The sequence below is a fragment of the Cellulophaga sp. 3_MG-2023 genome, from assembly GCF_030546975.1.
Lineage (GTDB): Bacteria > Bacteroidota > Bacteroidia > Flavobacteriales > Flavobacteriaceae > Cellulophaga.
Genome location: NZ_JAUOPS010000010.1, coordinates 25,650 through 50,826, shown reverse-complemented (window position 1 = coordinate 50,826; position 25,177 = coordinate 25,650). Strand labels below are relative to the sequence as shown.

Sequence of the window (25,177 nt, the reverse complement as noted above, 5' to 3'; positions counted from 1 at the left end):
AGATTTTGTATTCTAGAACACATCAACCTATATAAAAACAATAGTCTTATTATTAAATACCATTGTTTTGCGTTCTATATGTAATTTTACACCTCTTGCCAATACAATTTTTTCTAAATCTCTACCTTTTGCAATTAAATCTGTAATGCTGTGTGTATGAGATACCGTAGTAACATCTTGTTCAATGATAGGTCCTTCGTCTAAATCTGCTGTTACATAGTGGCTTGTTGCACCAATAATTTTAACACCTCTTTTATAGGCTGCGTGGTACGGTTTTGCACCTGCAAATGCTGGTAAAAAAGAGTGGTGTATGTTTATTATTTTGTTAGGGTATTGGTCTATTACAGTCTGACTAACAATTTGCATATACCTAGCTAAAACAATAAAATCTACATTGTATTCTGCTAGTAGAGCCAATTGTTTTTCTTCGGCTTCTATTTTAGTTGCTTTGGTTACTGGTATATGGTAAAATGGAATATTAAATTGGTTAGCAATACTTTTTGCTTTATCGTGGTTGCTAATAATTAAAGGGATGTCTACAGCTAATTCACCAGAGCTATGTCTACTTAATAAGTCATACAAACAATGATCATACTTGCTAACAAAAATGGCCATCTTAGGTATAGTAACCTCTTTATGTACCTCCCATTTCATTTGGTAAGTAGGTGCTAAAGCTTTAAAGCCATTATTAAAGTCTTCTAGGGTTAGCGTGTTGCCAAACTCACTTTCTAATCGCATAAAAAAAGTAGCACTTTCTTTATCTACGTATTGGTCTATGTATACAATATTTCCTCCTTTGGTATGTATAAAATTGGTTACAGTGCATATAATACCTGCTTGGTCTGGGCAGTTAATAAGTATAGTTAGCTTCATAAATAATAAAATTAAGCTAACTAATTTAGGGTATTATCAAATAAGCACCCTAGCTTTCTTATATTTTTATAATATTGAATGTTTTTAGTGTAGATTTTTGCAATTTTCGTAAATTGCAAGTCTAAAATTAGCTATTTAATACGAATGGAACAACAGAAACCGTATACCCCAAAAAATAAAATAAGAATTGTTACAGCAGCGGCTTTGTTTGATGGGCACGATGCAGCAATAAATATAATGCGTCGTATAATACAATCTACAGGTGTAGAGGTAATACACTTAGGCCATGACCGTAGTGTTGCAGAGGTAGTAGATTGTGCTATACAGGAAGATGTAAATGCAATAGCAATAACATCATACCAAGGTGGGCATAACGAGTATTTTAAATATATGTATGATTTGCTTCAGGAGCGTGGAGCAACGCACATAAAAATATTTGGCGGCGGTGGCGGCGTAATTTTACCAGAAGAAATTAAGGAATTAATGGATCATGGTATTACTAAAATTTATGCACCAGATGATGGTCGTAAATTAGGCTTACAGGGTATGATTAATGATTTGGTAGAGAAGAGTGATTTTCCTGTGCCTGCATTAAAATTACCAGAAAATACAACGGTATCTAAATCGATAAAAAATAAAGATATAAATACCATTGCGCGTTTAATTAGTCTTGCAGAAAACAGACATGAAGAGTTTGTAGAGTACTTTTCTAAAGTTGAAAAGCCGACTAAAAACGTACCTGTACTTGGTATAACTGGTACTGGTGGTGCTGGTAAATCTAGTTTGGTAGATGAGTTGGTAAGGCGTTTTTTATTAGATTTTCCTGATAAAAAAATAGGATTAGTTTCTGTAGATCCGTCTAAAAGAAAAACTGGTGGAGCACTATTAGGTGACCGTATACGTATGAATGCTATTAACGATGATCGTGTTTATATGCGTTCTTTAGCAACAAGGCAATCTAATCTTGCGCTGTCTAAATATGTAGAAGAAGCAGTAGAAGTTTTAAAAGCTGCAGAATACGATTTAATTGTATTAGAAACATCTGGTATTGGTCAGTCTGATACAGAAATTATAGAACACAGTAACGTATCTCTTTATGTGATGACACCAGAATTTGGTGCCGCTACACAGTTAGAAAAGATTGATATGTTAGATTTTGCAGATTTAGTAGCTATTAATAAGTTTGATAAGCGTGGTGCTTTAGATGCAATTAGAGATGTAAAAAAACAATATATGCGTAACCATAATTTATGGGATACGCCACAAGAAGATATGCCAATTTTTGGTACAATGGCTAGCCAGTTTAACGATCCTGGGATGAACAAGTTGTACACCAGAATTATGGAAACATTGGTAGAAAAAGCTAATGCAGATTTAAAATCTACTTTTAAATTTGGAAACGAGATAGAGGAAAAGGTTTTTGTTATACCACCAGCTCGTACACGTTATTTATCAGAAATTGCAGAAAATAATAGAGGGTATGATGCTACTGTAGTAACGCAAACCAAAGTTGCACAACGTTTATACGGAGTGTATCAAACTATATTATCAGTTTCTAATACAACAAAAACTGAAGCTGCTTTATTACTTAAAAATGGTTTAGATACAGTTGCCATTTTAGAAGGTGTAAAAGAGGCAGCAGACAAAGACTTTTTAGACTTGCTTTTTAAGGAGTTTGATAGGGTTAAAATGAATTTAGATCCTTACAACTGGGAAGTTATTATTACTTGGGATGCCAAAGTAAATAAATACAAGCAACCTGTTTATAGTTTTAAAGTAAGAGATAAAGAAATTAAGATAGACACGCATACAGAGTCGTTATCTCATTCACAAATACCAAAAGTTGCTTTACCAAAGTACCAAGCTTGGGGAGATATTTTAGGTTGGTGCTTGCAAGAAAATGTTCCTGGAGAATTCCCGTATGCATCAGGTTTATACCCGTTTAAAAGAACAGGTGAAGACCCAACGCGTATGTTTGCGGGTGAAGGCGGACCAGAACGTACCAACAGACGTTTTCATTACGTAAGTTTAGGTATGCCTGCAAAAAGGCTTTCCACTGCTTTTGATTCGGTTACTTTATACGGTAACGATCCAGACCACAGACCAGATATTTATGGTAAAATTGGTAACGCAGGGGTTTCTATATGTTGTTTAGACGATGCTAAAAAATTATACTCTGGGTTTGATTTAAGTCATCCTATGACATCAGTTTCTATGACCATTAATGGTCCGGCTCCTATGTTATTAGGTTTCTTTATGAACGCTGCAATAGATCAAAATTGTGAAAAATATATCAAAGAAAATGGCTTAGAAGCACAGGTTGAAGCTAAGTTTAAAGAAGTATATGACAGTAAAGGGTTAGAGAGACCAGTTTATAACGGGGATTTACCAGAAGGTAATGACGGTTTAGGTCTTATGTTACTGGGTTTAACTGGTGATATGGTTTTACCTGCAAATGTATATGCAGAAATAAAAGCAACTACTTTAGCGCAAGTACGTGGTACGGTACAAGCTGATATTTTAAAAGAAGACCAAGCGCAAAATACGTGTATATTTTCAACAGAATTTGCGTTACGTTTAATGGGAGATGTACAGGAGTATTTTATAGAAAAGCAAGTAAGAAACTTTTATTCGGTTTCTATATCTGGTTATCATATTGCAGAAGCTGGTGCAAATCCAATAACACAATTAGCATTTACACTAGCAAATGGCTTTACGTATGTAGAGTATTACTTAAGTAGGGGTATGGATATTAATAAGTTTGGTCCAAACTTATCATTTTTCTTCTCTAACGGTATAGATCCAGAATATGCTGTAATTGGTAGAGTTGCACGTAAAATATGGGCAAAAGCACTAAAATTAAAGTATGGTGCAGACCCAAGAGCGCAAATGCTTAAGTATCATATACAAACATCTGGTCGTAGCTTACACGCACAGGAGATAGATTTTAATGATATTAGAACAACATTACAGGCATTGTACGCTATAAATGATAACTGTAACTCATTACACACAAATGCTTATGATGAGGCTATTACTACACCTACAGAAGAATCTGTTAGGCGTGCAATGGCAATACAATTAATTATTAATAAGGAATTAGGTTTAGCTAAAAACGAAAACCCAATTCAAGGTGCATTTATAATTGAAGAGTTAACAGAACTTGTAGAAGAAGCTGTTTTATTAGAGTTTGATAGAATTACAGAACGTGGTGGTGTTTTAGGTGCAATGGAAACAATGTACCAAAGATCTAAAATACAAGAAGAGAGTTTGTATTATGAAACATTAAAACACACAGGAGAGTTTCCTATAATTGGTGTAAATACATTTTTAAGTTCTAAAGGATCGCCAACAGTATTACCAGCAGAGGTTATACGTGCTACAGAAGAAGAGAAACTAGCACAGATTGATACTCTAAAAAGTGTACAAGGGAGAGCTGCTAATGCAGAGGAATTATTAGAAGACTTGCAACAAGCTGCTGTTAAAAATGAAAACATTTTTGAGAAGCTAATGGAGGTATCTAAAGTATGTACATTAGGGCAAATAACAAGTTCGCTTTTCCAGGTAGGAGGGCAGTACCGTAGAAATATGTAAACGCAAGTAGGACAAATTTTTATAGAGTATTATAAAGTAAAAAATCACCTAATGTAATGTTAGGTGATTTTTTTATTCTGTAACTATGTGTATTAGCGTAAAGACCTACGCCAGTTTTTGTATGATTTTCTAAAGCTTCTAATCTCGGTACGTAAAAGGTTTAGGTATTCTTGTTCTTTTACACCGTGGTGTTCTAAACCATTACAATAGCTTAAGATGTTTCTGGTAATAGTATTAATAAATTTAATGCTGTGTAGTTTTGTATGCTTACAATCGCTACGTTCTGCTTGCTCTATTTGTATAGGCAACAAAATGGCATCTGTAAGTATAGAGTTGGCCATTATATCTCTTAGGCTACTAGACTTATATAGCTGCAATAAATCTTTATTGTAGCTAAAATAAGAAGCTAGTTCTCTACTAGTGTGGCAAAGCGATAATGCTTTTTTATAAACCGGTACTGTACTAAGATTTCTATATGGCATTGTACTTACTATTATATCATAAAATTACATTCTTATTCTTATTGTTTTAATTATGAATATAAAGTGATTTTTTATATTTACTTTTGATTCTAAATATTTTAAACAATAAAGGCTTTGAATAATAAGATTGATACAATTAGCTGGAAAATTCTTAGCTACCTGCAAAAAAATGCAAGAGAATCTTTTGCAAATATTGGTAGGCAAGTAGGCTTATCTGCACCGGCAGTTGCAGAGCGAGTAAAAAAAATGGAAGACCTTGGTATTATTACAGATTACAAGGCAATGGTGTCCCATACAGAAACCGGTTACCAGTTAAAAGCAATTATTACTTTACGTGCTTTTATGGGTAAACTAAAGCCTTTTTTAGAACTGGTTGGTACTTTTGATGAGGTCATAAACTGCTACCGTATAACTGGTAACGAAAATATTATTATGGAAGTTGTACTCAGAAATCAATTTCATTTAGAGCAATTTATAGATAGATTAATACAATATGGAGAAGCACGTACACATATTATTTTGTCTGATGTAGTTTCTAATGCTCCCATTAAAAAAATTGAGGGCTAGAACACAGGTTTACTAGTAAATTTGTAATTTGCGCCTTTAAATAAAAACATCATTTTTTAGTATAGTTAAAATGCAAGCAGAAGATTTAGACGTTATTGGAAAATACTTACAGATAGCAACAGATAAAGCGGTGTTTTTTTTGCCACGTATTATTGGTGCAGGTTTAGTTATTTGGATAGGCTTTAAACTGGTTAAAAAAGTATTAAAAATGGTTGGTGTTGCCTTAGAAAAAACAGGCATTTCTAAAACACTACGCCCATTTGTATCTTCTTTAGTTGGAGTACTACTAAAGGGTACAGCTTTATTTATAGCGGCCTCAATTGTTGGTGCAGATTTAACAGGATTAATGGCAATTTTAGCAGCTGTTGGTTTTGCTGTTGGTATGGCTTTGCAAGGTAGTTTAGGAAATTTTGCCTCTGGTATTTTAATACTTACGTTAAAACCATATAAAATTGATGACTGGATTCAGCTTGAAGATAAATTTGGTAGAGTTTCTGAAATAGGAATTTTTAGTACTGATATTATTACTCCAGGAAATAAGGTATTAATTATACCTAACTCTAAAATCACAGATTCTGTTGTTACTAACTTTTCAGAAAAAGGAATGATTAGGTTAGAGCTTTTGGTAACAATGCCATACTCAGAAAGTTTTCCTAAAGTAGAAAAAATTATTATTGACGCGTTGTTAGAGCTTCCTAGCGTATTAAAAGATCCAATTCCGGATATAGGTATACAAACTTTTGATACCCATAGCATACAGTTATTGGTTAGGCCTTTTGTTAATCCAGATGATTACTGGCCAGTTACTTTTGAGGCTAATAAGGCTATAAAAAACGCTTTTAGTAAGCACGGTATACAAGTAGCTTACTCAGAAGGTGTAGAAATGGGAGCTATAGGAGATTAATTTTTTTTAATAAAGTATTTTCTTTTGGCTAGGTTTTTGATGCTTTATATAGAGTTAAAAACAAATATTAATAGTAATTTAGTTTTTAACATCAACTAACTAAAAACCAAAAGACTTTAGCTTGTGAAAAAATTAGTATTTCTACTGTTGGTATCTCTAAGTTTGCAGATTTCTGCTCAAGAATTAACATTAAAAAAAGGAGCTGTTGTAGACAACATAAAGGTAGGAGATTCTTTGCCGTATAGTTTTTCTCTTTTACTTCCATCAAACTTTACAGTTAATAAAAAATGGCCTGTTGTATTTATTGTAGATTATAACAATAGGGAAAAACAAGTAATACGCTTAATGGCTAATATTGCAGAGGAAAAAGGCTATGTTTTGGCTGCATCAAACAATTTAAACGATACTATTTCAATCTCTAAAAATATTTTAGCATTTTCAAAAACTTTTAATGCTGTGGTAGGAATGTTGCCTATTGATGAAAATCAAATTTATACATCTGGTTTTAATAGAGCTGGTAGGTTGGCATCTACAATTCCTGCATTTATTTCTAATATAGATGGTGTACTGTCTTACAACTCTCCTGTTGGTAATATTGAAATTATTAACGTTAAAAAGCCTTATCAGTATATTGGTATAGTTAGTGACTATAATTTTAATTATACAGAAATGATAGCTAATAAAGAGTTGCTTAATAAGTTAAAAATTCCAAATCAGTTATTAATAGAAGAGTCTACAAATAATTGGCCTTCTACAAATAATATGTCTAAAGCACTAGATTTATTTAAAATGTCTGCTATGGCTAAAGGTAATGTGGCTGTAGATAGTTTATTTATAAATAATAATTACAATACTACGCTTACTACCATTAATAAATTAGTTGCTTCTAATAAGCTTAAAAAAGCTAAAAACTTGGTAGATAGATCTATAATGGTGTATAAGCCTTTTAAAAAAATAGATTCTTTAAAGGATAAAAGTAATGAATTACGTAAAAATAAAATTTATAAGTCATTAAAGCGTGCAGAAAATAATGTGTGGTTTAAAGAACAAAATTTAAAAAATGATTATGCATATTATATAGAAGAAGATGCGTACACTTATAATTTTAATAACCTTGGTTGGTGGGCACATCAGGTAGAAGAGATTCAAAAATTTAAAAGCGGCACAAACCAGGAGCAGCAAAAAATGGGACACAGGTTGCAGGGGTATTTAAATGCATTAACAGATGACTATATAGACAATGCTTTAGCTGTAGAAAATACAGATTTTGATTCATTAAGTTTCTTGTATATGTTAAAAACCATAGTAGCACCTAAAAATTATGAATCTTACCTAAAAATAATATCTTTAAGTGCTAAGAATGATGATTTTGGAACATCGTTATTTTACTTGGAAGAATTACTTAAAAATGGGTATACTGATGCAGATAAACTTTATAATTTAGAGTCTACCACATTGTTAAAACTTACACCAGAGTACAACCAGCTAATTGAAAAGTACCTTAAAAAAGGACGATTTATTCTTGAGGAAGAATAAGGTGCGGTACTTTGTTTACATCCCAGTCTATAACCAAGCCACCAGCTAATGACTGTGCTACCTTTTTACCGTATAGATATTCACATAGGTAAAGAGCGGCTTCAAAACTTTTGGCTCCACCAGCCGAGGTAATATATTTTTTATCGTGTACAAATAATACATTGTCTGCAACTTTTAAATTAGGAAACGTTTTTTTGTATAGCGCAATATCACTAGGAAAGGTGGTTGAGGTTACATTATCTAAAACACCAGCTTTTGCAAGTACAAAAGCACCATCGCAATGCGATGTTATAAATAGAGCTTCCTTATTCACTTTTTTTACAAAATTAAGTATCTGGGTGTCTTTTAAATCAGAATCTAAATGATGCTCTGCGCTTGGTACAACCAATATATCTATTTTAGGTAGTTTATCTTCAATATAATTGTAGTCTGGTAAAATACGTACACCTTCAAACGTAGTTATTGGCTCTAAGGTGTTAGCAACTGTAAAAACATTCATCGCTTTAATATTTTCTCTAAACTTAGTATGCTGAAAAATATCAAAAGGAGCTGTAAACTCAGTATTAAAAGTGCCATCCATAATTAAAAAAGCAACGTTGTAACGTGTAGAATCTAGCTCAGGATAAAATCGTTCTTCAGTAATATTTTCAATAATTACTTCTGTTTCTGTAGTTTCTTTTTTCTTATCTGTACAGGCAAAAGCAAGACTAACTAGTGTTGCTAATATTATATAATTTAGTTTTTTCATTTGTTTGTAATTGTTATTTGTTTTAAAATTAAAAGCAACACCACGCCAAGTACAGCTATTCCTGTAATAGTATTCCAGGTAAATATATAACCATTATTTGCAATAGAGTGCATACCAAAGTTATGAGCAAAAATATGCGAAATAGAAAAAGCAATACTGTACAAAGCCATATATTCTCCTTGTTTACCACGTTTAGAGCGCTCCATAGCAATAGCATTAGAAAACGGAAAAGCTATCATTTCTCCCAAGGTCATTAGCAACATTCCAACAACTAAAATTCCTACCCAAGAGAAAATATTAAGTAGTATAAAGCTCAGTCCAACTAATATTAAACCAAAAATAACATAACTAGCCTTAGAGTATTTAAGTTTTTCTAGATATTTAATAAGTGGCATTTCAAAAGCAAATATTAAAAAGCCATTCATTGCTAGTAGTAGTCCAATTTTAAACTCACTAAGTTTATATACATCACTATAATATACAGGTACGGTAGAAAAATATTGTACAAAGCAAAAGCCAAATAATACCATAGAAGCAATAAATACCCAGTAATAACCGTCTAAATAGGCAGATTTTGGACTTTTGTTTTTAGTGCTATCCATAACCCGTGCTTTTTTAGGATTTAAAACAACAAGTAGTAAAATACTAGCCAGTACGCACGTTAAGCCATCTACCCAAAAAAGACCAATGTAACCTAAAGATGTAATTATAATACCACCTAAAGCAGGCCCAGCAGAAAAACCAAGGTTAATAGCAAGTCTAATAAGTGTAACAGATCTTGTTTTGTTTTCTGGTTTACTATAGGCAATTAAAGCAACAAAAGCTGCAGGTCTAAAACAATCTGCAACAATCATAAGCACAAAAATACCAGCACAAATACTGTAGTAATCGTGTAAAAATTGTAGTCCAATAAATAAAATACCACTGGTAAATAAGCTAAAAAGCATTACTTTATAATACCCAAATTTATCTGTAAGTGTGCCGCCAAGCCAAGACCCAATTAAAGATCCTGCGCCAAAGCAAGACATAACCACGCCAACATTTTCTAAGGTTAAACCAACATCATTTTTTAAATAAAGTGATAAAAACGGAATAACCATTGTTCCGGCTCTGTTTATAAGCGTGATAAGTGCTAGCCACCATACTTCTGTAGATAAACCCTTAAATGAGTCTATGTAGTTTGCGTAAAGTTTTTTCATTTTGGTTGGAATAAAAAAAGCCTGGCGAAAATTTATCGCCAGGCTTGTTAGTAATATAATATGTTTATTTCAATATTAAATACAGCAGCGCTGGCACCTTTGTAAGGTACAGATAGCAACAGATTTATATATTGAAAGTATTTGCATTTTCTTTTATTGAAAAACAAAGCTAAGTAAAAAAGTAATAAGTTGTACTTTTGTTATATTAATTTAATGTGATCTAATGAGGTATTCTATATTTTTATTTTTAATGGTGTTATTAAGTTGTAATGGGCAAAAAAAATACCACACTAATGAGGTTGAAGAAAAAATAGCGGCAGCAAAATCTGATAAGCTAAAAGGTATTTTAGAGTATCATAAGGAGTTAAATGATGAGTATAAAGATGCTAAAACATCACCATTACCTAACAAATACAGAAAAAATTTTGAAGGGTTAGAGTTTTTTGAGCCAGATACAAATTATATTGTAAAAGCAAGATTGGAATTAGTTTTAGGAGCACAATCTTTTTTAATGCCAACTACAACAAATCAAAATCAAGAATATAAATTGTACGGTAGATTATTTTTTACTTTAAATGGTAAAGATTTGCAATTAGAGGTGTATCAAAATCAACAATTAATAAAGCAAAAAAAGTACAAAGATCATTTGTTTTTGCCTTTTTTAGATAATACAAATGGTAAAGAAACGTATGGAGGGGGTAGGTATATAGAGTTATCTGAGCCAGATGAAGATTTTATTATGATAGATTTTAATAGAGCCTACAACCCATATTGTGCCTATAGTAAAAAGTATTCTTGTCCTGTTGTACCTATGGTTAACACTTTAGATACAGAAGTTAGAGCAGGTGTAAAAGCATTTAAAAAAGAGGAATAAAAAAGAAGAAAGCCCAGCGCACATACTGGACTTTCTTCAACAACCAAACTATAAACTAAACTTAATTTTTTTAAAAAGAATAAATTGCAGCAATTAAAAAGGTAGATAAGCTTTTTGATGGATCTCCGTCGTTATCTAAAAACGGCTCATTATTGCTCCAAGCATCTAACCTAACCTCTGGCTTAATTGTTAAATCTTCAACAGTAAAGCTACCAGTTAAAGTAGTTGCAAAAACACTAGGTTCATTATCTAAACCATCAACTAACTGAGTAAAATACTCGCCTCTTAATCCAAAAGTTGCAGTTTCAGAAGCTTTAACTTGTGGGTACAAAGCTACACCAGCAAAACCATTACCGTCATTGTCTGCATACGCACCGTTAATACCTAAGTAAAAGCTATCAGATAAATCAAAACCACCAGTATAGTCAATTTCAAAACCTAGGTTAGCTTTATCATCATAATATAAATTTAAGTACTGGCCAGCATACCCTAATTGCGCACCTAATGCGTACTTACTAGTTAAATTATTATCTACATCTGTTACGTTCATTACAGCAAGCATAAGACTAAAGTCATCAGACAATGTAAAATCTGCTTTTAAACCAGTATGAGAAAAAGGTCCACTTGAAAATAGGTGAGATGTACTGTAGTTAAAGTTACCTACAGGAGAAATAACCTCGTAACCTAAATACGTATTAAAACGCCCCATTGTTAACTTTGTTCCTTCGCTTACATTCCAATATGCGTACAATTGGTTAACATTTAAACCTGTAATAGCTTGCTCACCTCTTGGACCAAATACAAGGTCTGCTACAGCTCCTGTTTTTTCACCCTCATAACTAGCAATAATATTAGCCATACCTAGTGCAAAACCAGTTTCATTAGCAAAGGAGGTTAAAGGAGCTATTGGTTCACCTTCAGATGCTTTATCATCTGCAGTTAAATTTGTTCTAAAATACGCATCTACAGATCCGCTAATTTCTAATTTTTTATCTTCTTCTTCCTGAGCAAAAATTAATGCAGAGGATAACATAACTATTGAAAATGATATTTTTTTTAAGTAATTTGTTGTCGTATTCAATTTCATATTAAATAAATTATAAACCCTTTAATATTAGGGGTTTGTTAGTGATTTTGTTTTGTGTTATTGAAACATTTTATGACGGAGCGTTCTGCCAAACGCTCCGTTTTTGTTTCTGTTGATTATTTTTCAGTTGTTGTAAACTCAGGATATACTTCAATATCGTGTTCATGAACATCTAAACCTTCTAATTCTTCTTGTTTAGAAACTCTTAAACCAATAGTTTTCTTTAGTATAAAAAGTATAACAAATGTTGTTCCTGCAGCCCATAAAATGTAAGCTAAAGAACCATATGTTTGCACTAGTAGTAAGCTAGCTCCACCACCGTTTAATAGTCCGCCATCTAGGGCAAAAACACCTACTAAAACGGTACCTATAAAACCACATACACCGTGTACAGATATTGCACCTACTGGATCATCAATTTTTAATTTTCTATCTATAAATTCAATAGAAAGTACAACTGCTATACCACAGATAAGACCTATAGCTAATGCTCCCCATGCGTTTACGGCACCACAACCAGCAGTAATACCTACTAAACCAGCTAAAGCACCGTTTAATGTCATAGATATGTCTGGTTTTCCGTACTTAATCCAAGTAAAGAAAAGAGCTGCAACTGCGCCAATAGCAGCGGCTAGGTTTGTATTTATAATAACACTTCCTGCAGCAATAGTGTTGTCTCCACCCCAAGCTAATTGAGATCCGCCATTAAAGCCAAACCATCCTAACCATAAGATAAATACACCTAAAGCACCAAGAATCATATTGTGTCCTGGTATAACATTTACTTTTCCGTTTTCATATTTTCCTATACGTGGGCCAACTAATATAGCTGCAACTAAAGCAGCGCCACCACCAACGGCGTGTACTACAGAAGAACCAGCAAAATCTACAAAGCCAGCTACATTTAACCAAGCATTATCGTCAAAAGGCCAGTACCAGCTACCAGAAATAGGATATATAATAGTTGTTAATATTGCAGAGAATATTAAGTATGTAGAAAATTTAGTACGTCCAGCTATAGCTCCAGATACAATTGTGGCAGCTGTTGCGCAGAAAACTGTCTGAAAAAATAGATTGTACCAATCTGTTGCAGAAAAGAAAAAGTATCCTTGTTCTGTTGGACTTGTTCTAAAGAATCCGCCTAAAACAGTGTCGCTACCGTACATAATACCGTAACCAACTGCCCAAAACATAATAGATCCTACACAAAGGTCCATAATGTTTTTCATTATAATGTTACCAGAGTTTTTACTACGCGTAAAGCCAACCTCTACTAATGTAAAGCCAGCCTGCATAAAAAATACTAGTATTGCTGCGATTATTATCCATAATGCACCCATATCACTATTGATGCTCTCAACAGCTTTAGTTAGTGCTTCTTGTTGTTCGTTAATCATAATCTTAAATTTTAATAGTGTCTTTGGTTTGGTTAGTTTATTCCTGCGTGTCCGTTTTCTTTAGTTCTTATACGGTATGCATCAATAATTTCAGATACAAATATTTTGCCGTCACCTACATTGCCTGTGTAAGCAGCATCTAAAATTGTGTTTACAGTTTTTTCTAAAAATTCGTCTGAAACTATAATAGATAAGTATCTTCTTTGGATATCAGTTGTGCTGTAAGATATACCTCTGTAGACGTGTCCCTGCTTTTCATTTCCAACTCCTGTAACATCCCAGTAGCTAAAAAAGTTTACTTCAATTTGGTGTAACGCTTTTTTTACATCATCAAATTGAGATTTTCTAATAATTGCTTCAATTTTTTTCATATCGTTTAGTTAATTACAGGGTAAATGTATTTAATTATGTGTTAGCCCTATTAAATTAATAGGGTTGAAATTAAATTTTTATGATATAAATAAAATAACCCCCACTTTAAATGGGGGTAATGTAATTATTATTTAATTTTTTGTTAAAATGATATTTAGATAATGAATAATTTGAGTACAAAGGGGTATTTAATAGCAAAAATGCTACTATTGGGTGTTAATAATAGAAATAATATGATTTTTTTAAGAAGTATTATAAGGATTTAGAAATCCAGAAGCCCGCTATTACGGCAAATATGCCAATAGTAATACTTAATAAGGTGTATAGTGCAAAATGTAAAAAGTCACCACTCTTTAATAAAGTTTGATTTTCAAATGCAAATGTAGAAAATGTAGTGAAGCCTCCGCAAAAACCTGTAGCTAAAAGTAACGCTTGGTTTTCTGTAAGGTAATTGCCTTTTAAAGTTAAGCCTATAATAAGACCAATAAGTAAGCTACCTATTATATTAACTAAAAAAGTTCCTAAGAAATAGGGTTGAAATGAATTATTTAGAGTTTTGCTTATAAGAAAACGCAAAACACTTCCTGCTCCTCCGCCCAAAAAAACAAGTAACAACTGTTTCATACCTTACAAAGGTAAAAAACTATATTGCTTTTTTGTATTTTGTAGAGATTATATTAAGTGGGTATACTTTAGCAGTGTTTTCTGCTGTAGCTTTACTAATAGATTTTTTTGTTTTAGAGCTATTACGATTAACGCTAAACACTAGAAGTAAGGCATTTATAGCCACTAGGATAAATAAGATGTTAAGGAAAATAGTCATTAGGCAGGTTTTTTTATCAGTACAACGCAAAAATACGTGTTTTCTTACACTATAACGAAGAAAGTCTATTTTTTGTTGTGTGTTGCTTGATTTTTGTTATGAATGGTAAAAAAACGTTAATTTTTTAGAAATTGCTTAATAATAAACAAGGAGATTATGAAGATAATAAATGTAATTGCTACCCATTTTACACCAGAATAATTTTTTAAATGCAATTTTTTGTCCTTTTTATATGTAATTACAATAATAACAGTAAAAACAATTACAAAAAGAGCAGCAAATATATATTGTCCGGTGGTAAACATATTTCTATTTTTGTGCAAAACTAACGTAAAATAATACAAATGAAAAATAAACTTAAAGCAGTAGAGTTATTTCATAAATCTTTTGGAGCAGGAGTTTCTGAAGAATTAAAATCAGATCTAGGAGAGCAAAAGAACTTATTGCGTTTTAACCTTATGGATGAGGAAAATAAGGAGTATTTAGAAGCTGCCAATAATAAAGATATGGTAGAGGTTGCTGATGCTTTAGGTGATATGTTATATATTTTATGTGGTACAATATTGGAGCACGGTATGCAGTATAAAATTGAAGAGGTCTTTGATGAGATACAACGTAGCAATATGAGTAAGCTTGGAGCAGATGGTAAACCAGTGTATAGAGAAGATGGTAAAATATTAAAAGGGCCAAACTATTTTAAACCAAGTATAGAAGCTATTCTTAAAAAATAAAAAAAGTGCCTAATTAGGCACTTTTTTATATTATATAGGTTGGTAATAAGATTATTCAACCTTAAAACGCCATCCAAATTTATCTTCAGCTTTGTTGTATTGTATGCTAGTGATACTATCTTTTAATAAAGTAGCATAACTATCGTCAACAGTAGGTAGCATATAATCTGTATCTCTAAAGCCAAAACCAGCAATAGGAGAAATAACAGCTGCAGTACCTGCACCAAACATTTCTTTTAAGCTACCATCTTTTGCGGCATCTACTAATTCTTGTACTTTAATTTTACGAACCTCAGTTTTTATACCTTGGTCTTCAGCTATTTTTAAAATACTTTTACGTGTAATACCATCTAAAATACGGTCACTAGTTGGGCACGTTAATAAAGTATCATTAATACGTACAAAAACGTTCATTGCACCTGCCTCTTCAATATACTCGTGTGTATTATCATCTGTCCAAATAACTTGTTGGTATCCTTTGTCTTGTGCTAATTTAGTTGGGTAGAACTGGCCAGCATAGTTACCACCAGCTTTTGCAAAACCAACACCACCATTTGCAGATCTAGAATATTTTTCTTCTATAAGTACTTTTACTTCTCCAGAAAAATAAGAACCAGAAGGTGCACCACAGATTATAAATTTATATTCATCTGCAGGAGATGCATGAAAACCATTACCAGTTGCAAACATAAAAGGTCTAATGTATAAAGAACTTCCAGCAGATTGCGGAATCCAATCACTATCAGTCTTTAATAGTGCTTTTAACCCTTCCATAAAGTAATTTTCTGGAATTTCAGGAATAGCTAATCTTTTTGCAGATAAGTTTAAACGTTTGTGATTATCTAAAGGACGAAACATCCAAATAGCATCTTGCTCATCTTTATATGCTTTCATTCCTTCAAAAATAGATTGTCCGTAATGAAAAATCTTAGAAGATGGATCTAAAGATATTGGCTGGTAAGGAACAACCTTTGGAGCTTCCCAGGCACCATTTTTATAATCGCAGACCAACATATGATCCATATAAATACTTCCAAACGAAAGATTATCAAAATCAACATCGTTTATTTTACTGTTTTTAGTCTTTTCTACACTAATTTGATTTGTAGTAACATCCATAGTATTCATAATTTAAGATCATAAAATTAATCAATTATCAGTACTAGTGCTTCTTTTTTAGATTAAAATTGTTCAAATTTGCATTCTATCACTAAATTTTATCAGATATGAAAAGTTTTAACATTTTGCTTGTAGTAATTTTATTGTTTATGTCTTGCAAGGAGGCAAAAAAAGAAACAGTAGTTCAGGAACCTGAGCAAAAAATAGAAGAATTAGCATCTTTTGGAGAAAAAATAACAGTAGATAACGCTAAGGTAACCAAAGAAATGGCAGTTGTTTATCATAATTTAGCAGTTACAGACACGGTAACAACTAAGTTTAAGGGTAAGGTATTAGATGTTTGTCAGTCTAAAGGGTGTTGGATGAAATTAGATTTAGGAGATGGTGAACAAGCAATGGTAAAATTTAAAGACTATGGTTTTTTTATGCCTAAAGATATTGCAGGTAAAGAAGTTGTAATAAACGGAAAAGCTTTTATAGAGCAAATGTCTGTAGACGAACAGCAGCATTATGCAGAAGATGGTGGTGCAACTAAAGAAGAAATAGCGCAAATTACTGAGCCTAAAAAAACCTACAGGTTTGAGGCAGATGGTGTGCTTTTAAAAGAATAAATATTTGAAACGTAAAATAATAACAACAGGTGATGGTTCTAAAACCATACAAATAGAGGATTGGAACGAGCAGTACCACTCTATACACGGAGCGGTGCAAGAAGCTTATCACGTATTTATAAAACACGGCTTATCTTTATTTAAAGATGAGCCTGTTTCTATTTTAGAAATTGGTTTTGGTACAGGATTAAATGCTATAATTACAGCGTTAGAGGCTTTTAAAAGTAATTTAACTATTAATTACACTGGTGTAGAGGCTTATCCTGTTTCGTTAGAAGAAGTATCGCAATTAAATTATATAGAGCAGTTAAATGCTGAAGAATCTGCAGATGTATTTGCTAAAATGCATAAAGTAGAATGGGAGGTAAGTAATACTATTTTGCCAAATTTTCAGCTTTTAAAGAGAAAACAAGATTTTTTAGAGATTACAGATAAAGTTACTTATAATCTTATTTATTTTGATGCTTTTGGCGCTAGGGTTCAGCCAGAACTTTGGACAGAGACTGTTTTTAAAATAATGTACAATGCGTTAAAAACTAACGGAGTGTTGGTAACATACGCAGCAAAAGGTAGTGTTAGGCGCGCTATGTTGGCAGTTGGTTTTAAGGTAGAACGCTTGCCAGGACCTCCAGGAAAAAGAGAAATGTTAAGAGCAACTAAGTCATAAGTAGTTTTTTACAATAAACTTTAGTGACATTTTGACATTTTTAAAGAAATGGCAGTACTTTTGCCATCTTAAAATCCAAGACATTAAACGTTAGCATATAATGAGTAAAAAAGATAAAGCTGAAGAAGTAGCACAAGAAGAAAAAATAAACAAAGCTGCTGAAGAAGTTAAGGAAAATGCAGAAGCTCCTGTTGAAGAAACAGTAGAGTTGTCTGTAGAAGAACAATTGCAACAAGACTTAGCAAAAGAAAAAGATAAGTTTTTACGTTTGTTTGCTGAGTTTGAAAACTATAAAAAGAGAACGTCTAAAGAGCGTATGGACTTGTTTAAAACAGCAGGTCAAGAAGTTATAGTATCAATGCTTCCAGTTATGGATGATTTTGACAGAGCAATGAAAGAAATTTCTAAGTCTGAAGATAAAGAGCTAGTTACTGGTGTAGAGCTAATACAAAATAAATTTACAGAAACTTTAAAGGGTAAAGGTTTATTGGAGATAGAAGTTGCGCAAGGTGATGCATTTAATGCAGATGTACACGAGGCTATTACTCAAATTCCTGCTCCGGATGAAAAGTTAAAAGGTAAAATTATAGACGTAATAGAGAAAGGATTTACGTTAGGAGATAAAATTATTCGTCACCCAAAAGTAGTTGTTGGGAACTAAAAATAAGAAATGAAAGAAGATTTTTACAGCATATTAGGCATCACTAAAAATGCAACTGCAGCAGAAATAAAAAAGGCATACCGTAAAAAAGCAATAGAATTTCACCCAGATAAAAATCCTGGTGATGCTAAGGCAGAGGAGATGTTTAAAACAGCAGCAGAAGCATATGAAATTTTAAGTGACCCTGATAAAAAAGCAAGATATGATCAATACGGTCACGCTGCCTTTGAAGGTGGTGCTGGCGGTGGTGGTGGCGGCTTTGGCGGCATGAACATGGATGATATCTTTAGTCAGTTTGGAGATATCTTCGGCGGTGGCGGCTTTGGTGGTGGCTTCGGCGGCGGTTTTGGCGGTGGCCAACGTAGAGTAAAAGGTTCTAATCTTAGAATTAGAGTTAAGCTTACTTTAGAGGAGATTGCTAATGGCGTAGAAAAAAAGGTCAAAGTTAAACGCAAAGTGCATGCAGACGGTGTTACTTATAATACTTGTACTACTTGTAATGGCTCTGGGCAAGTAACTAAAATTGCAAATACAATTTTAGGTAGAATGCAAACTTCTGCTACTTGTAGCACTTGTGGAGGTAGTGGTCAAATTATAGATAAAAAACCAGCAGGTGCAGATGCACAAGGTTTAATAGCTAAAGAAGAAACTGTATCTATTAAAATACCAGGTGGTGTAGAAGATGGTATGCAGTTAAAGGTACCAGGAAAAGGAAACAGTGCGCCAGGTAATGGTGTTAACGGTGATCTAATAGTACTTATAGAGACAGAGGAGCACAGTACTTTAAAAAGAGAAGGTGATAACTTGCATTATGATTTATATATAAGTATTTCTGAAGCAGTTTTAGGTACTTCTAAAGAAATTGATGCTGTTGGCGGAAAAGTGCGTATTAAGCTAGAAGAAGGTATACAGTCTGGTAAAATATTACGTTTAAGAGGTAAAGGTATTACAAGCTTAAATGGTTATGGTAGCGGAGATCTTTTAGTACACGTAAATGTGTGGACACCAAAAGAACTTAATAAAGAACAAAGAGAGTTTTTTGAGCGTATGGCTGGCAATGAGAATTTTGCTCCACACCCAGAAAAATCTGATAAATCTTTCTTTGAGAAAGTTAAAGATATGTTCTCTTAAAGAGTAAAAGAGTAAAAGAGTAAAAGAGTAAAAGAGTAAAAGAGTATTGAGCAGTGCTTATCACTGCTCATTTTTTTTCCCATCCTTATGTAAATAAGGGTGGGTTTTATTTTTATATGCTACCATTTATCTATCTTTGGAAAAATTGTGAAAATGAGTACTATTTTGGCGGCAAAAGGTGTTTCTAAAAAATTTGGAGACCATACAGCCCTAAACAATGTTTCCTTAGAAATTCCTAAGAATTGTATATATGGTCTACTTGGACCTAATGGCGCAGGAAAAACTACGCTAATACGTATTATAAATCAAATTACTTTTCCAGATACTGGTGCTGTTTTTTTTGATGGCGAACCCTTAAAACCAGAGCATATAGCAACTATTGGTTATTTGCCAGAGGAAAGAGGTTTGTATAAAAGTATGAAGGTTGGTGAACAGGCTTTGTATTTGGCACAGTTAAAAGGTTTGTCTAAGGCAGAAGCTACAAAACGACTTAAATATTGGTTTGATAGGTTAGATATAGGAGATTGGTGGAATAAGAAAGTGCAGGAATTATCTAAAGGTATGGCGCAAAAAATACAGTTTGTTGTAACTGTACTTCATCAACCTAAATTATTAATTTTTGATGAACCTTTTAGTGGTTTTGATCCTATAAATGCTAATATAATAAAGGATGAAATTCTTCACTTAAAAGAAGAAGGTGCTTCAATAATATTTTCTACTCACCGTATGGAATCTGTAGAAGAATTGTGCGAGTACATAGCACTTATTCATCAATCAGAAAAAATACTAGACGGAAAATTATCAGACATTAAAAAAGAGTATAAAAACAATATTTTTAATGTAGGGTTGCAAGTATCTGAGCAGAATGATGTTTTAAAGAAGTTGGAAGAAAAACATAAAATATGGACACCATCTTACAATGAGCAAGATGAGCAGTTAGATTTTAAAATACAATTGCCTTCTAATGATACAGGTGCATTGTTAGGGTATTTATCAGAAAAAGGAAAAGTAAACCACTTTGTAGAAACAATACCGTCTGCAAACGATATTTTTATACAAACCGTAAAAAGCAAAACAAAGTAGTGGGTAAATTAAGCTTAATTATAAAAAGAGAGTATTTAGCTAAAGTAAAAAACAAGTCGTTTATAATAATGACTTTTTTAAGTCCTATTTTAATGGTAGGTATGGTTGCTTTGGTCTTGTATTTAGCAATGCTAAATGATAGTGATAAAAGAGTTATTACTGTATTAAATGAGAGTAGTTTTTATGCAGATGATTTCATAAATACAGAAAGCACATCTGTAGTGCGTTTTAAAAATATAAGTTTAGAGCAGGCTAAAGATTCTACAGAGCAACTTGGTTACTATGGTTTGGTTTTTATACCAAATGGTAAAACTTTAGAAGATGTGGCAAAATCTTCATATTTTTTCTCTAAAGAATCTCCTACAGATGGTTTTTTAGAGGATTTAGAAGATATTTTTCAATATAGATTAAAACAAAAAAGATTAGAGAGTTTAGGGGTTTCAGAACAGCAGTATAGTTCTATTAGTAAAAACTTTTCTATACATACGGCTACATTTCAAGGAAAAGAAAATTTAAAAGGATTAAACGAGCTTAACGCTATAATTGGTGGTGGTTTTGGCTATTTAATAATGATGTTTATTATAATCTACGGTAGTTTTGTAATGCGTAGTGTAATAGAAGAAAAAACTAGTAGGGTAATAGAAGTTATCATTTCATCGGTTAAGCCTTTTCAGTTAATGATGGGTAAAATAATAGGAACATCTTTGGCGGGTGTAACTCAGTTTGTAATATGGGTGGTATCTGGTTCTATTTTATTTTTAATTGTATTTTTAATTTTTGATTTGGATATGACTGCCTTGCAAAATGGTAGTTCTAGTTTACCGCAAGCGCAAGCTGTGAAAATGGCAAGTGGCGGTATGGAGGATAACATACAACAATATGCCGAAATGTTTTTACAAATACCTTGGGTATCTTTGTTTAGCTTTTTCTTGGTATATTTTGTTTTAGGGTATTTAATTTATAGTTCTATATATGCGGCAATAGGTGCTGCTGTAGATAATGAAACGGATACGCAACAGTTTATGTTACCTGTAATATCACCACTAATGTTAGCTATTTATGTTGGTTTTATTTCGGTTTTTAGTAACCCTCATGGGCCGGTGGCAGTTGGGTTTTCTTTATTTCCGTTAACGTCGCCAATAGTAATGTTAATGCGTTTATCTTCTGGTATAGGAGAAGGTGGTGTGCCAGTTTGGCAATTGGTAGTTTCTGTTTTGTTATTAATAATTACCTTTTTATCTATTGTGTGGTTGGCAGCAAAAATATATAGAATAGGTATTTTAATGTATGGTAAAAAGCCAAGTTATAAAGATTTATATAAGTGGTTAAAATATTAATATGGAAGAGTTAAAAAATATTCTTAAATACTTAAAAGACTTAATGTCTTACAAGTTGGTAGATGGTGATAAAGTAGTTATTACGGTAAGTACTTTGGTTACTATTGTGGTGGCTATTTTGGCTGTTACCTATATTTTAAAACTCATACATAGAATAGTTGTTGCTAAATTACCGCAAGATGATAAAAATAAGTTTTTAAGTATATTTAATTTTTTAAAGTACTTTTTGTACATCCTAGCAGTAATAACTGTTTTGCATTCTTCTGGTGTAGATTTAACTGTTTTGCTTACTGCATCTGCCGCTTTATTTGTTGGTTTAGGTTTTGCACTGCAATACCTTTTTCAGGATATAATTTCTGGAATTTTAATTATTTTAGATCAATCTTTACATATAGGAGATATTATAGAGGTAGAGGGTAAAGTTGGTAGAGTTTTTGAAACTAGATTAAGAACAACAAGGGCTTTAACTAGAGATGACAAGGTGATTGTTATACCTAATCATAAATTTTTAACAGATAGTATTTACAACTATACTCAAAACCATAAAACTACAAGAGAAAATGTAAAAATAGGTGTTGCGTATGGTAGTGATGTAGAATTGGTGTCTAAGTTGTTATTAGAGATTATAGATGGTAAAAAAGGAATTCTAAAAAATCCGGCACCTTTTGTACTATTTGAAGATTTTGGAGATTCTGCACTTATGTTTTCTGTGAATTATTATACTAATGATAGTTACGGCGACCCTAGAATTAAAAGTGATTTGCGTTTTTTAATAGACGCGGCTTTTAGAAAAAATAATATTTCTATCCCTTTTCCACAAAGAGATATACATATTATTAATAAATAATTTAGTTGATATTTACGTATACATTAGTGTTTTATATGAAGAAGCTTTTATGGGTTTGTATATTTCTAATGGTACAATGTGCTTTATCACAAAGCTCAGACATTGTAAGGTTAGAGTATACTACTTTGCCAAAAAAAGAGTCGTCTAGAAGTATTTCTAGATTTAGATTCTTAGCAAATTTACCTATTAAATTAAATGATGAAAATTACATAATTACTGGTGCGGAATATGGTATCATAGACTTTGCAAACGATAGTATTTATGAGTTTGATGATAAGGAGTTAGAGAAATTAAGAATTGTAGATCTTAACTTGGGTTATGCGCATATTTTAAATGAAAAATGGACTTTTATTGGTTTGCTAACACCAAGGTTGGCTTCTAATTTTATTAACGGAGTGCAGAAGGAAGATTTTAATTTAAATTATTCTGTGCTTGCTATAAAGGCAGATATGAAAAAGGAAAAACCTACTCGTTTAATACTGGGCTTGTCTTATAATAATGCAACAGGTTTTGATGTTCCTTTACCAATAGTAAGTTACTATAAAAAATTTCATCCTAATTGGTCTTATATGGTTGGTGTTCCTAGAATGGAGTTTAAATATCATTTAAAACAGCACCACACATTTAAAGCGGCATTATTATTGGATGGTTATTTTGTAAATGTGCAAAATGATATTGCTTTGCCAGATAATGATTTAGGCTCTGGTTTGTCTTTATCTGTTGTGGTAGGTGCTTTTGGTTACCAATATAATATTAATAAAAACATTTCTTTTTATTGTTTAGCAGGTCACACTTTGTCTCAAAGGGGTTTGTTAAGAGATGAAGAAAGAAAAAGTGTATATTCGTTATATGACGATGGTAATGTATATTTTAAAACAGGATTTAAAATAGGAATTTTTTAAAACACGTATATGTCAAAAATACTAGTAATAGAAGACGAAGCTGCAATACGCAGAGTTTTGGTAAAAATTTTATCGGAGGAGAGTGATACCTATAATGTTGAAGAGGCAGAAGACGGTTTAAAAGGTATAGATGCTATTAAAAAAAACGATTATGATTTAGTTTTGTGTGATATTAAAATGCCTAAAATGGATGGCGTAGAGGTATTAGAGGCTGCACGTAAATTAAAGCCAGAATTAGCTTTTATTATGATATCTGGTCACGGAGATTTAGATACGGCAGTAAATACAATGCGTTTAGGTGCTTTTGATTATATATCAAAACCGCCAGATTTAAATAGGTTGTTAACTACGGTACGTAATGCATTAGATCGTAAAGATTTAGTGGTAGAAAATACCAAGTTAAAAAAGAAAGTAAGTAAAAACTACCAAATGGTAGGGGAGAGTGATGGCATAGCTTTAATTAAAGATATGATAGAGAAAGTAGCCCCTACAGATGCGCGTGTTTTAATTACAGGGTCTAACGGTACAGGTAAAGAATTGGTTGCGCATTGGTTGCACGAAAAAAGTCCACGTAGCAAAGCGCCATTTATAGAAGTAAATTGTGCAGCAATACCATCAGAATTAATAGAGAGTGAACTTTTTGGTCACGTAAAAGGAGCGTTTACATCTGCAGTAAAAGATAGGGCAGGTAAGTTTGAAGCAGCAAATAAGGGAACTATTTTTTTAGATGAAATAGGAGATATGAGTTTGTCTGCGCAAGCTAAAGTATTGCGTGCCTTGCAAGAAAGTAAAATATCTAGAGTAGGTACAGATAAAGATATAAAGGTTGATGTTAGAGTAGTAGCAGCTACAAACAAAGATTTAAAAAAGGAAATAGCAGATGGTAACTTTAGAGAAGATTTATACCATAGACTGGCGGTAATACTTATAAAAGTACCTGCTTTAAATGACAGGAGAGATGATATTCCTTTATTAATAGCCTACTTTGCAGATAAGATTAGCAAAGAGCAAGGAACTACTAAAAAAGTGTTTTCAGACAAAGCAATTTCATTATTGAAGAGTTATGACTGGACAGGTAATATTAGAGAGTTGCGTAATGTGGTAGAACGTTTAATTATTTTAGGCGGAAAAGAGGTAACAGAGGAAGATGTAAAATTATTTGCTAGTAAGTAATAATAGTTTTAATAAATACAAAAAAGCCTAGATTTTAAATCTAGGCTTTTTTGTATTTATAGGTTTATGAATACTACATCACTTTGCTTCCTAGGTATTTTTGTACTTCGTAAACATCTATGCTTTTATTAAATTTTTTACTTACAGATGGGAGGTTTTCACTAGAAATCCAAATTTTTAATTCAGCATCTAAATCAAAAGTACCAGCTGTTTCTAAAGAAAATCTAGAAATGCTTTTGTATGGCATAGATTTATATTCTGCTTTGCTGCCAGTAAGTCCTTGTACGTCTATTAATATTAAGCGTTTGTTGGTAAACATAAAAGTGTCTCTTACTAATTTAAAGCCTAATTCTACTTGTTCACCGTCTATTAGAAGTCTTCCGTATTTTTCATTAAGTTTATCTACAGATACCTCACTAGCGTTACCAAGTATTTTATTAAATAATCCCATTGTTTACT

Annotated in this window: 25 protein-coding genes; 15 read left to right on the top strand and 10 right to left on the bottom strand. The window is 32.4% G+C overall.

The annotated features are described in order from the left end of the window. Positions 1-27 precede the first annotated feature (27 nt). Positions 28-873: a formyltetrahydrofolate deformylase gene (gene purU, locus Q4487_RS16860; protein WP_303545380.1), complete on the bottom strand. Its 846-nt coding sequence runs from the start codon at positions 871-873 to the stop codon at positions 28-30. A 144-nt stretch (positions 874-1,017) separates the two neighbouring features. Between purU and Q4487_RS16855 the strand changes: the two genes are divergently transcribed. Next, positions 1,018-4,467: a methylmalonyl-CoA mutase family protein gene (locus Q4487_RS16855; RefSeq protein WP_303545383.1), complete on the top strand. Its 3,450-nt coding sequence runs from the start codon at positions 1,018-1,020 to the stop codon at positions 4,465-4,467. A 92-nt stretch (positions 4,468-4,559) separates the two neighbouring features. Here Q4487_RS16855 and Q4487_RS16850 read toward each other — a convergent pair whose 3' ends face one another. Further along, entirely contained in the window at positions 4,560-4,949 is a 390-nt protein-coding gene (locus Q4487_RS16850; RefSeq protein WP_100895299.1) for a hypothetical protein, read from the bottom strand. A 114-nt stretch (positions 4,950-5,063) separates the two neighbouring features. Here Q4487_RS16850 and Q4487_RS16845 point away from each other — a divergent pair, with 114 nt between their 5' ends. The 3 genes from Q4487_RS16845 to Q4487_RS16835 all read left to right on the top strand — a co-directional run bounded on the left by Q4487_RS16845 (position 5,064) and on the right by Q4487_RS16835 (position 7,956). Next, on the top strand, positions 5,064-5,516 hold the full coding sequence (locus tag Q4487_RS16845) for an Lrp/AsnC family transcriptional regulator (RefSeq protein ID WP_303545388.1): 453 nt from the start codon (positions 5,064-5,066) through the stop codon (positions 5,514-5,516). Between the two features lie 70 nt (positions 5,517-5,586). Next, on the top strand, positions 5,587-6,420 hold the full coding sequence (locus Q4487_RS16840; protein ID WP_100895301.1) for a mechanosensitive ion channel family protein: 834 nt from the start codon (positions 5,587-5,589) through the stop codon (positions 6,418-6,420). 123 nt (positions 6,421-6,543) lie between these two features. Then, positions 6,544-7,956 carry an alpha/beta hydrolase gene (locus tag Q4487_RS16835; protein WP_303545392.1) on the top strand — a complete coding sequence of 471 codons (1,413 nt, stop codon included), beginning with the start codon at positions 6,544-6,546 and terminating at the stop codon, positions 7,954-7,956. Here Q4487_RS16835 and Q4487_RS16830 read toward each other — a convergent pair. Together Q4487_RS16830 and Q4487_RS16825 are read right to left on the bottom strand one after the other, a co-directional pair. Beyond that, positions 7,937-8,704 (bottom strand): DJ-1/PfpI family protein, encoded by a 768-nt coding sequence (locus Q4487_RS16830; protein WP_303545395.1) that lies wholly within the window; start codon positions 8,702-8,704, stop codon positions 7,937-7,939. The genes Q4487_RS16835 and Q4487_RS16830 overlap by 20 nt on opposite strands. Then, a complete protein-coding gene (locus Q4487_RS16825; protein WP_303545397.1) occupies positions 8,701-9,903 on the bottom strand; it encodes an MFS transporter in 1,203 nt (400 codons plus the stop codon). Before Q4487_RS16825 ends, Q4487_RS16830 begins: the two co-directional genes overlap by 4 nt. Positions 9,904-10,126: 223 nt before the next feature. Between Q4487_RS16825 and Q4487_RS16820 the strand changes: the two genes are divergently transcribed. Further along, entirely contained in the window at positions 10,127-10,777 is a 651-nt protein-coding gene (locus tag Q4487_RS16820; protein WP_100895305.1) for a DUF1684 domain-containing protein, read from the top strand. A 70-nt stretch (positions 10,778-10,847) separates the two neighbouring features. On the opposite strand, the gene Q4487_RS16815 is transcribed toward Q4487_RS16820, so the two are convergent. From Q4487_RS16815 to crcB, 4 genes are all read right to left on the bottom strand, one after another. Then, positions 10,848-11,864: an outer membrane beta-barrel protein gene (locus Q4487_RS16815; protein ID WP_303545402.1), complete on the bottom strand. Its 1,017-nt coding sequence runs from the start codon at positions 11,862-11,864 to the stop codon at positions 10,848-10,850. A gap of 116 nt (positions 11,865-11,980) precedes the next feature. Further along, positions 11,981-13,261: an ammonium transporter gene (locus Q4487_RS16810; RefSeq protein ID WP_198519421.1), complete on the bottom strand. Its 1,281-nt coding sequence runs from the start codon at positions 13,259-13,261 to the stop codon at positions 11,981-11,983. 32 nt (positions 13,262-13,293) lie between these two features. Further along, positions 13,294-13,632 carry a P-II family nitrogen regulator gene (locus tag Q4487_RS16805; RefSeq protein WP_100895307.1) on the bottom strand — a complete coding sequence of 113 codons (339 nt, stop codon included), beginning with the start codon at positions 13,630-13,632 and terminating at the stop codon, positions 13,294-13,296. A 253-nt stretch (positions 13,633-13,885) separates the two neighbouring features. After that, positions 13,886-14,257: a fluoride efflux transporter CrcB gene (gene crcB / locus Q4487_RS16800; protein ID WP_100895308.1), complete on the bottom strand. Its 372-nt coding sequence runs from the start codon at positions 14,255-14,257 to the stop codon at positions 13,886-13,888. A 543-nt stretch (positions 14,258-14,800) separates the two neighbouring features. Between crcB and Q4487_RS16790 the strand changes: the two genes are divergently transcribed. Continuing rightward, positions 14,801-15,187: a nucleoside triphosphate pyrophosphohydrolase family protein gene (locus Q4487_RS16790; RefSeq protein ID WP_100895311.1), complete on the top strand. Its 387-nt coding sequence runs from the start codon at positions 14,801-14,803 to the stop codon at positions 15,185-15,187. 51 nt (positions 15,188-15,238) lie between these two features. Here Q4487_RS16790 and Q4487_RS16785 read toward each other — a convergent pair whose 3' ends face one another. Next, on the bottom strand, positions 15,239-16,306 hold the full coding sequence (locus tag Q4487_RS16785) for a branched-chain amino acid aminotransferase (protein ID WP_303545478.1): 1,068 nt from the start codon (positions 16,304-16,306) through the stop codon (positions 15,239-15,241). 107 nt (positions 16,307-16,413) lie between these two features. Between Q4487_RS16785 and Q4487_RS16780 the strand changes: the two genes are divergently transcribed. From Q4487_RS16780 to Q4487_RS16740, 9 genes are all read left to right on the top strand, one after another. Then, positions 16,414-16,917, top strand: a complete 504-nt coding sequence (locus Q4487_RS16780) for a DUF4920 domain-containing protein (protein ID WP_303545413.1) — start codon at positions 16,414-16,416, stop codon at positions 16,915-16,917. Between the two features lie 4 nt (positions 16,918-16,921). After that, the gene (mnmD, locus tag Q4487_RS16775; protein WP_303545416.1) at positions 16,922-17,584 is read left to right on the top strand and encodes a tRNA (5-methylaminomethyl-2-thiouridine)(34)-methyltransferase MnmD; all 663 of its coding nucleotides are present in this window, start codon (positions 16,922-16,924) and stop codon (positions 17,582-17,584) included. Between the two features lie 100 nt (positions 17,585-17,684). Then, positions 17,685-18,245: a nucleotide exchange factor GrpE gene (locus Q4487_RS16770; protein ID WP_100895315.1), complete on the top strand. Its 561-nt coding sequence runs from the start codon at positions 17,685-17,687 to the stop codon at positions 18,243-18,245. A 9-nt stretch (positions 18,246-18,254) separates the two neighbouring features. Continuing rightward, a complete protein-coding gene (gene dnaJ / locus Q4487_RS16765) occupies positions 18,255-19,376 on the top strand; it encodes a molecular chaperone DnaJ (RefSeq protein WP_303545420.1) in 1,122 nt (373 codons plus the stop codon). 153 nt (positions 19,377-19,529) lie between these two features. Continuing rightward, positions 19,530-20,459, top strand: coding sequence for an ABC transporter ATP-binding protein (locus tag Q4487_RS16760; protein WP_303545423.1), 930 nt, complete (start codon positions 19,530-19,532; stop codon positions 20,457-20,459). Beyond that, on the top strand, positions 20,459-21,796 hold the full coding sequence (locus Q4487_RS16755) for an ABC transporter permease (protein WP_303545426.1): 1,338 nt from the start codon (positions 20,459-20,461) through the stop codon (positions 21,794-21,796). The genes Q4487_RS16760 and Q4487_RS16755 overlap by 1 nt, the downstream gene beginning before the upstream one ends. A 1-nt stretch (position 21,797) precedes the next feature. Next, positions 21,798-22,643 carry a mechanosensitive ion channel family protein gene (locus Q4487_RS16750; RefSeq protein WP_100895319.1) on the top strand — a complete coding sequence of 282 codons (846 nt, stop codon included), beginning with the start codon at positions 21,798-21,800 and terminating at the stop codon, positions 22,641-22,643. Between the two features lie 35 nt (positions 22,644-22,678). Continuing rightward, positions 22,679-23,545 (top strand): DUF6268 family outer membrane beta-barrel protein, encoded by an 867-nt coding sequence (locus Q4487_RS16745; protein WP_100895320.1) that lies wholly within the window; start codon positions 22,679-22,681, stop codon positions 23,543-23,545. A gap of 9 nt (positions 23,546-23,554) precedes the next feature. Beyond that, positions 23,555-24,718, top strand: a complete 1,164-nt coding sequence (locus Q4487_RS16740; RefSeq protein ID WP_100895321.1) for a sigma-54 dependent transcriptional regulator — start codon at positions 23,555-23,557, stop codon at positions 24,716-24,718. Between the two features lie 73 nt (positions 24,719-24,791). Here the strand turns inward: Q4487_RS16740 and Q4487_RS16735 are convergent, their stop codons facing one another. After that, on the bottom strand, positions 24,792-25,169 hold the full coding sequence (locus Q4487_RS16735) for a PH domain-containing protein (RefSeq protein ID WP_100895322.1): 378 nt from the start codon (positions 25,167-25,169) through the stop codon (positions 24,792-24,794). Positions 25,170-25,177 lie beyond the last annotated feature (8 nt).

What these genes read in the sequence shown, in the direction of transcription:
- Q4487_RS16740 (WP_100895321.1), top strand. Translation starts at nt 23,555, where the DNA reads ATGTCAAAAATACTAGTAATAGAAGACGAAGCTGCAATACGCAGAGTT.
- crcB (WP_100895308.1), bottom strand. Translation starts at nt 14,257, where the DNA reads ATGAAACAGTTGTTACTTGTTTTTTTGGGCGGAGGAGCAGGAAGTGTT.
- Q4487_RS16760 (WP_303545423.1), top strand. Translation starts at nt 19,530, where the DNA reads ATGAGTACTATTTTGGCGGCAAAAGGTGTTTCTAAAAAATTTGGAGAC.
- Q4487_RS16745 (WP_100895320.1), top strand. Translation starts at nt 22,679, where the DNA reads ATGAAGAAGCTTTTATGGGTTTGTATATTTCTAATGGTACAATGTGCT.
- Q4487_RS16785 (WP_303545478.1), bottom strand. Translation starts at nt 16,306, where the DNA reads ATGGATGTTACTACAAATCAAATTAGTGTAGAAAAGACTAAAAACAGT.
- Q4487_RS16750 (WP_100895319.1), top strand. Translation starts at nt 21,798, where the DNA reads ATGGAAGAGTTAAAAAATATTCTTAAATACTTAAAAGACTTAATGTCT.
- Q4487_RS16825 (WP_303545397.1), bottom strand. Translation starts at nt 9,903, where the DNA reads ATGAAAAAACTTTACGCAAACTACATAGACTCATTTAAGGGTTTATCT.
- Q4487_RS16820 (WP_100895305.1), top strand. Translation starts at nt 10,127, where the DNA reads ATGAGGTATTCTATATTTTTATTTTTAATGGTGTTATTAAGTTGTAAT.
- Q4487_RS16770 (WP_100895315.1), top strand. Translation starts at nt 17,685, where the DNA reads ATGAGTAAAAAAGATAAAGCTGAAGAAGTAGCACAAGAAGAAAAAATA.
- Q4487_RS16815 (WP_303545402.1), bottom strand. Translation starts at nt 11,864, where the DNA reads ATGAAATTGAATACGACAACAAATTACTTAAAAAAAATATCATTTTCA.
- Q4487_RS16780 (WP_303545413.1), top strand. Translation starts at nt 16,414, where the DNA reads ATGAAAAGTTTTAACATTTTGCTTGTAGTAATTTTATTGTTTATGTCT.
- Q4487_RS16790 (WP_100895311.1), top strand. Translation starts at nt 14,801, where the DNA reads ATGAAAAATAAACTTAAAGCAGTAGAGTTATTTCATAAATCTTTTGGA.
- Q4487_RS16850 (WP_100895299.1), bottom strand. Translation starts at nt 4,949, where the DNA reads ATGCCATATAGAAATCTTAGTACAGTACCGGTTTATAAAAAAGCATTA.
- Q4487_RS16830 (WP_303545395.1), bottom strand. Translation starts at nt 8,704, where the DNA reads ATGAAAAAACTAAATTATATAATATTAGCAACACTAGTTAGTCTTGCT.
- Q4487_RS16840 (WP_100895301.1), top strand. Translation starts at nt 5,587, where the DNA reads ATGCAAGCAGAAGATTTAGACGTTATTGGAAAATACTTACAGATAGCA.
- Q4487_RS16855 (WP_303545383.1), top strand. Translation starts at nt 1,018, where the DNA reads ATGGAACAACAGAAACCGTATACCCCAAAAAATAAAATAAGAATTGTT.
- purU (WP_303545380.1), bottom strand. Translation starts at nt 873, where the DNA reads ATGAAGCTAACTATACTTATTAACTGCCCAGACCAAGCAGGTATTATA.
- Q4487_RS16805 (WP_100895307.1), bottom strand. Translation starts at nt 13,632, where the DNA reads ATGAAAAAAATTGAAGCAATTATTAGAAAATCTCAATTTGATGATGTA.
- Q4487_RS16810 (WP_198519421.1), bottom strand. Translation starts at nt 13,261, where the DNA reads ATGATTAACGAACAACAAGAAGCACTAACTAAAGCTGTTGAGAGCATC.
- Q4487_RS16735 (WP_100895322.1), bottom strand. Translation starts at nt 25,169, where the DNA reads ATGGGATTATTTAATAAAATACTTGGTAACGCTAGTGAGGTATCTGTA.
- dnaJ (WP_303545420.1), top strand. Translation starts at nt 18,255, where the DNA reads ATGAAAGAAGATTTTTACAGCATATTAGGCATCACTAAAAATGCAACT.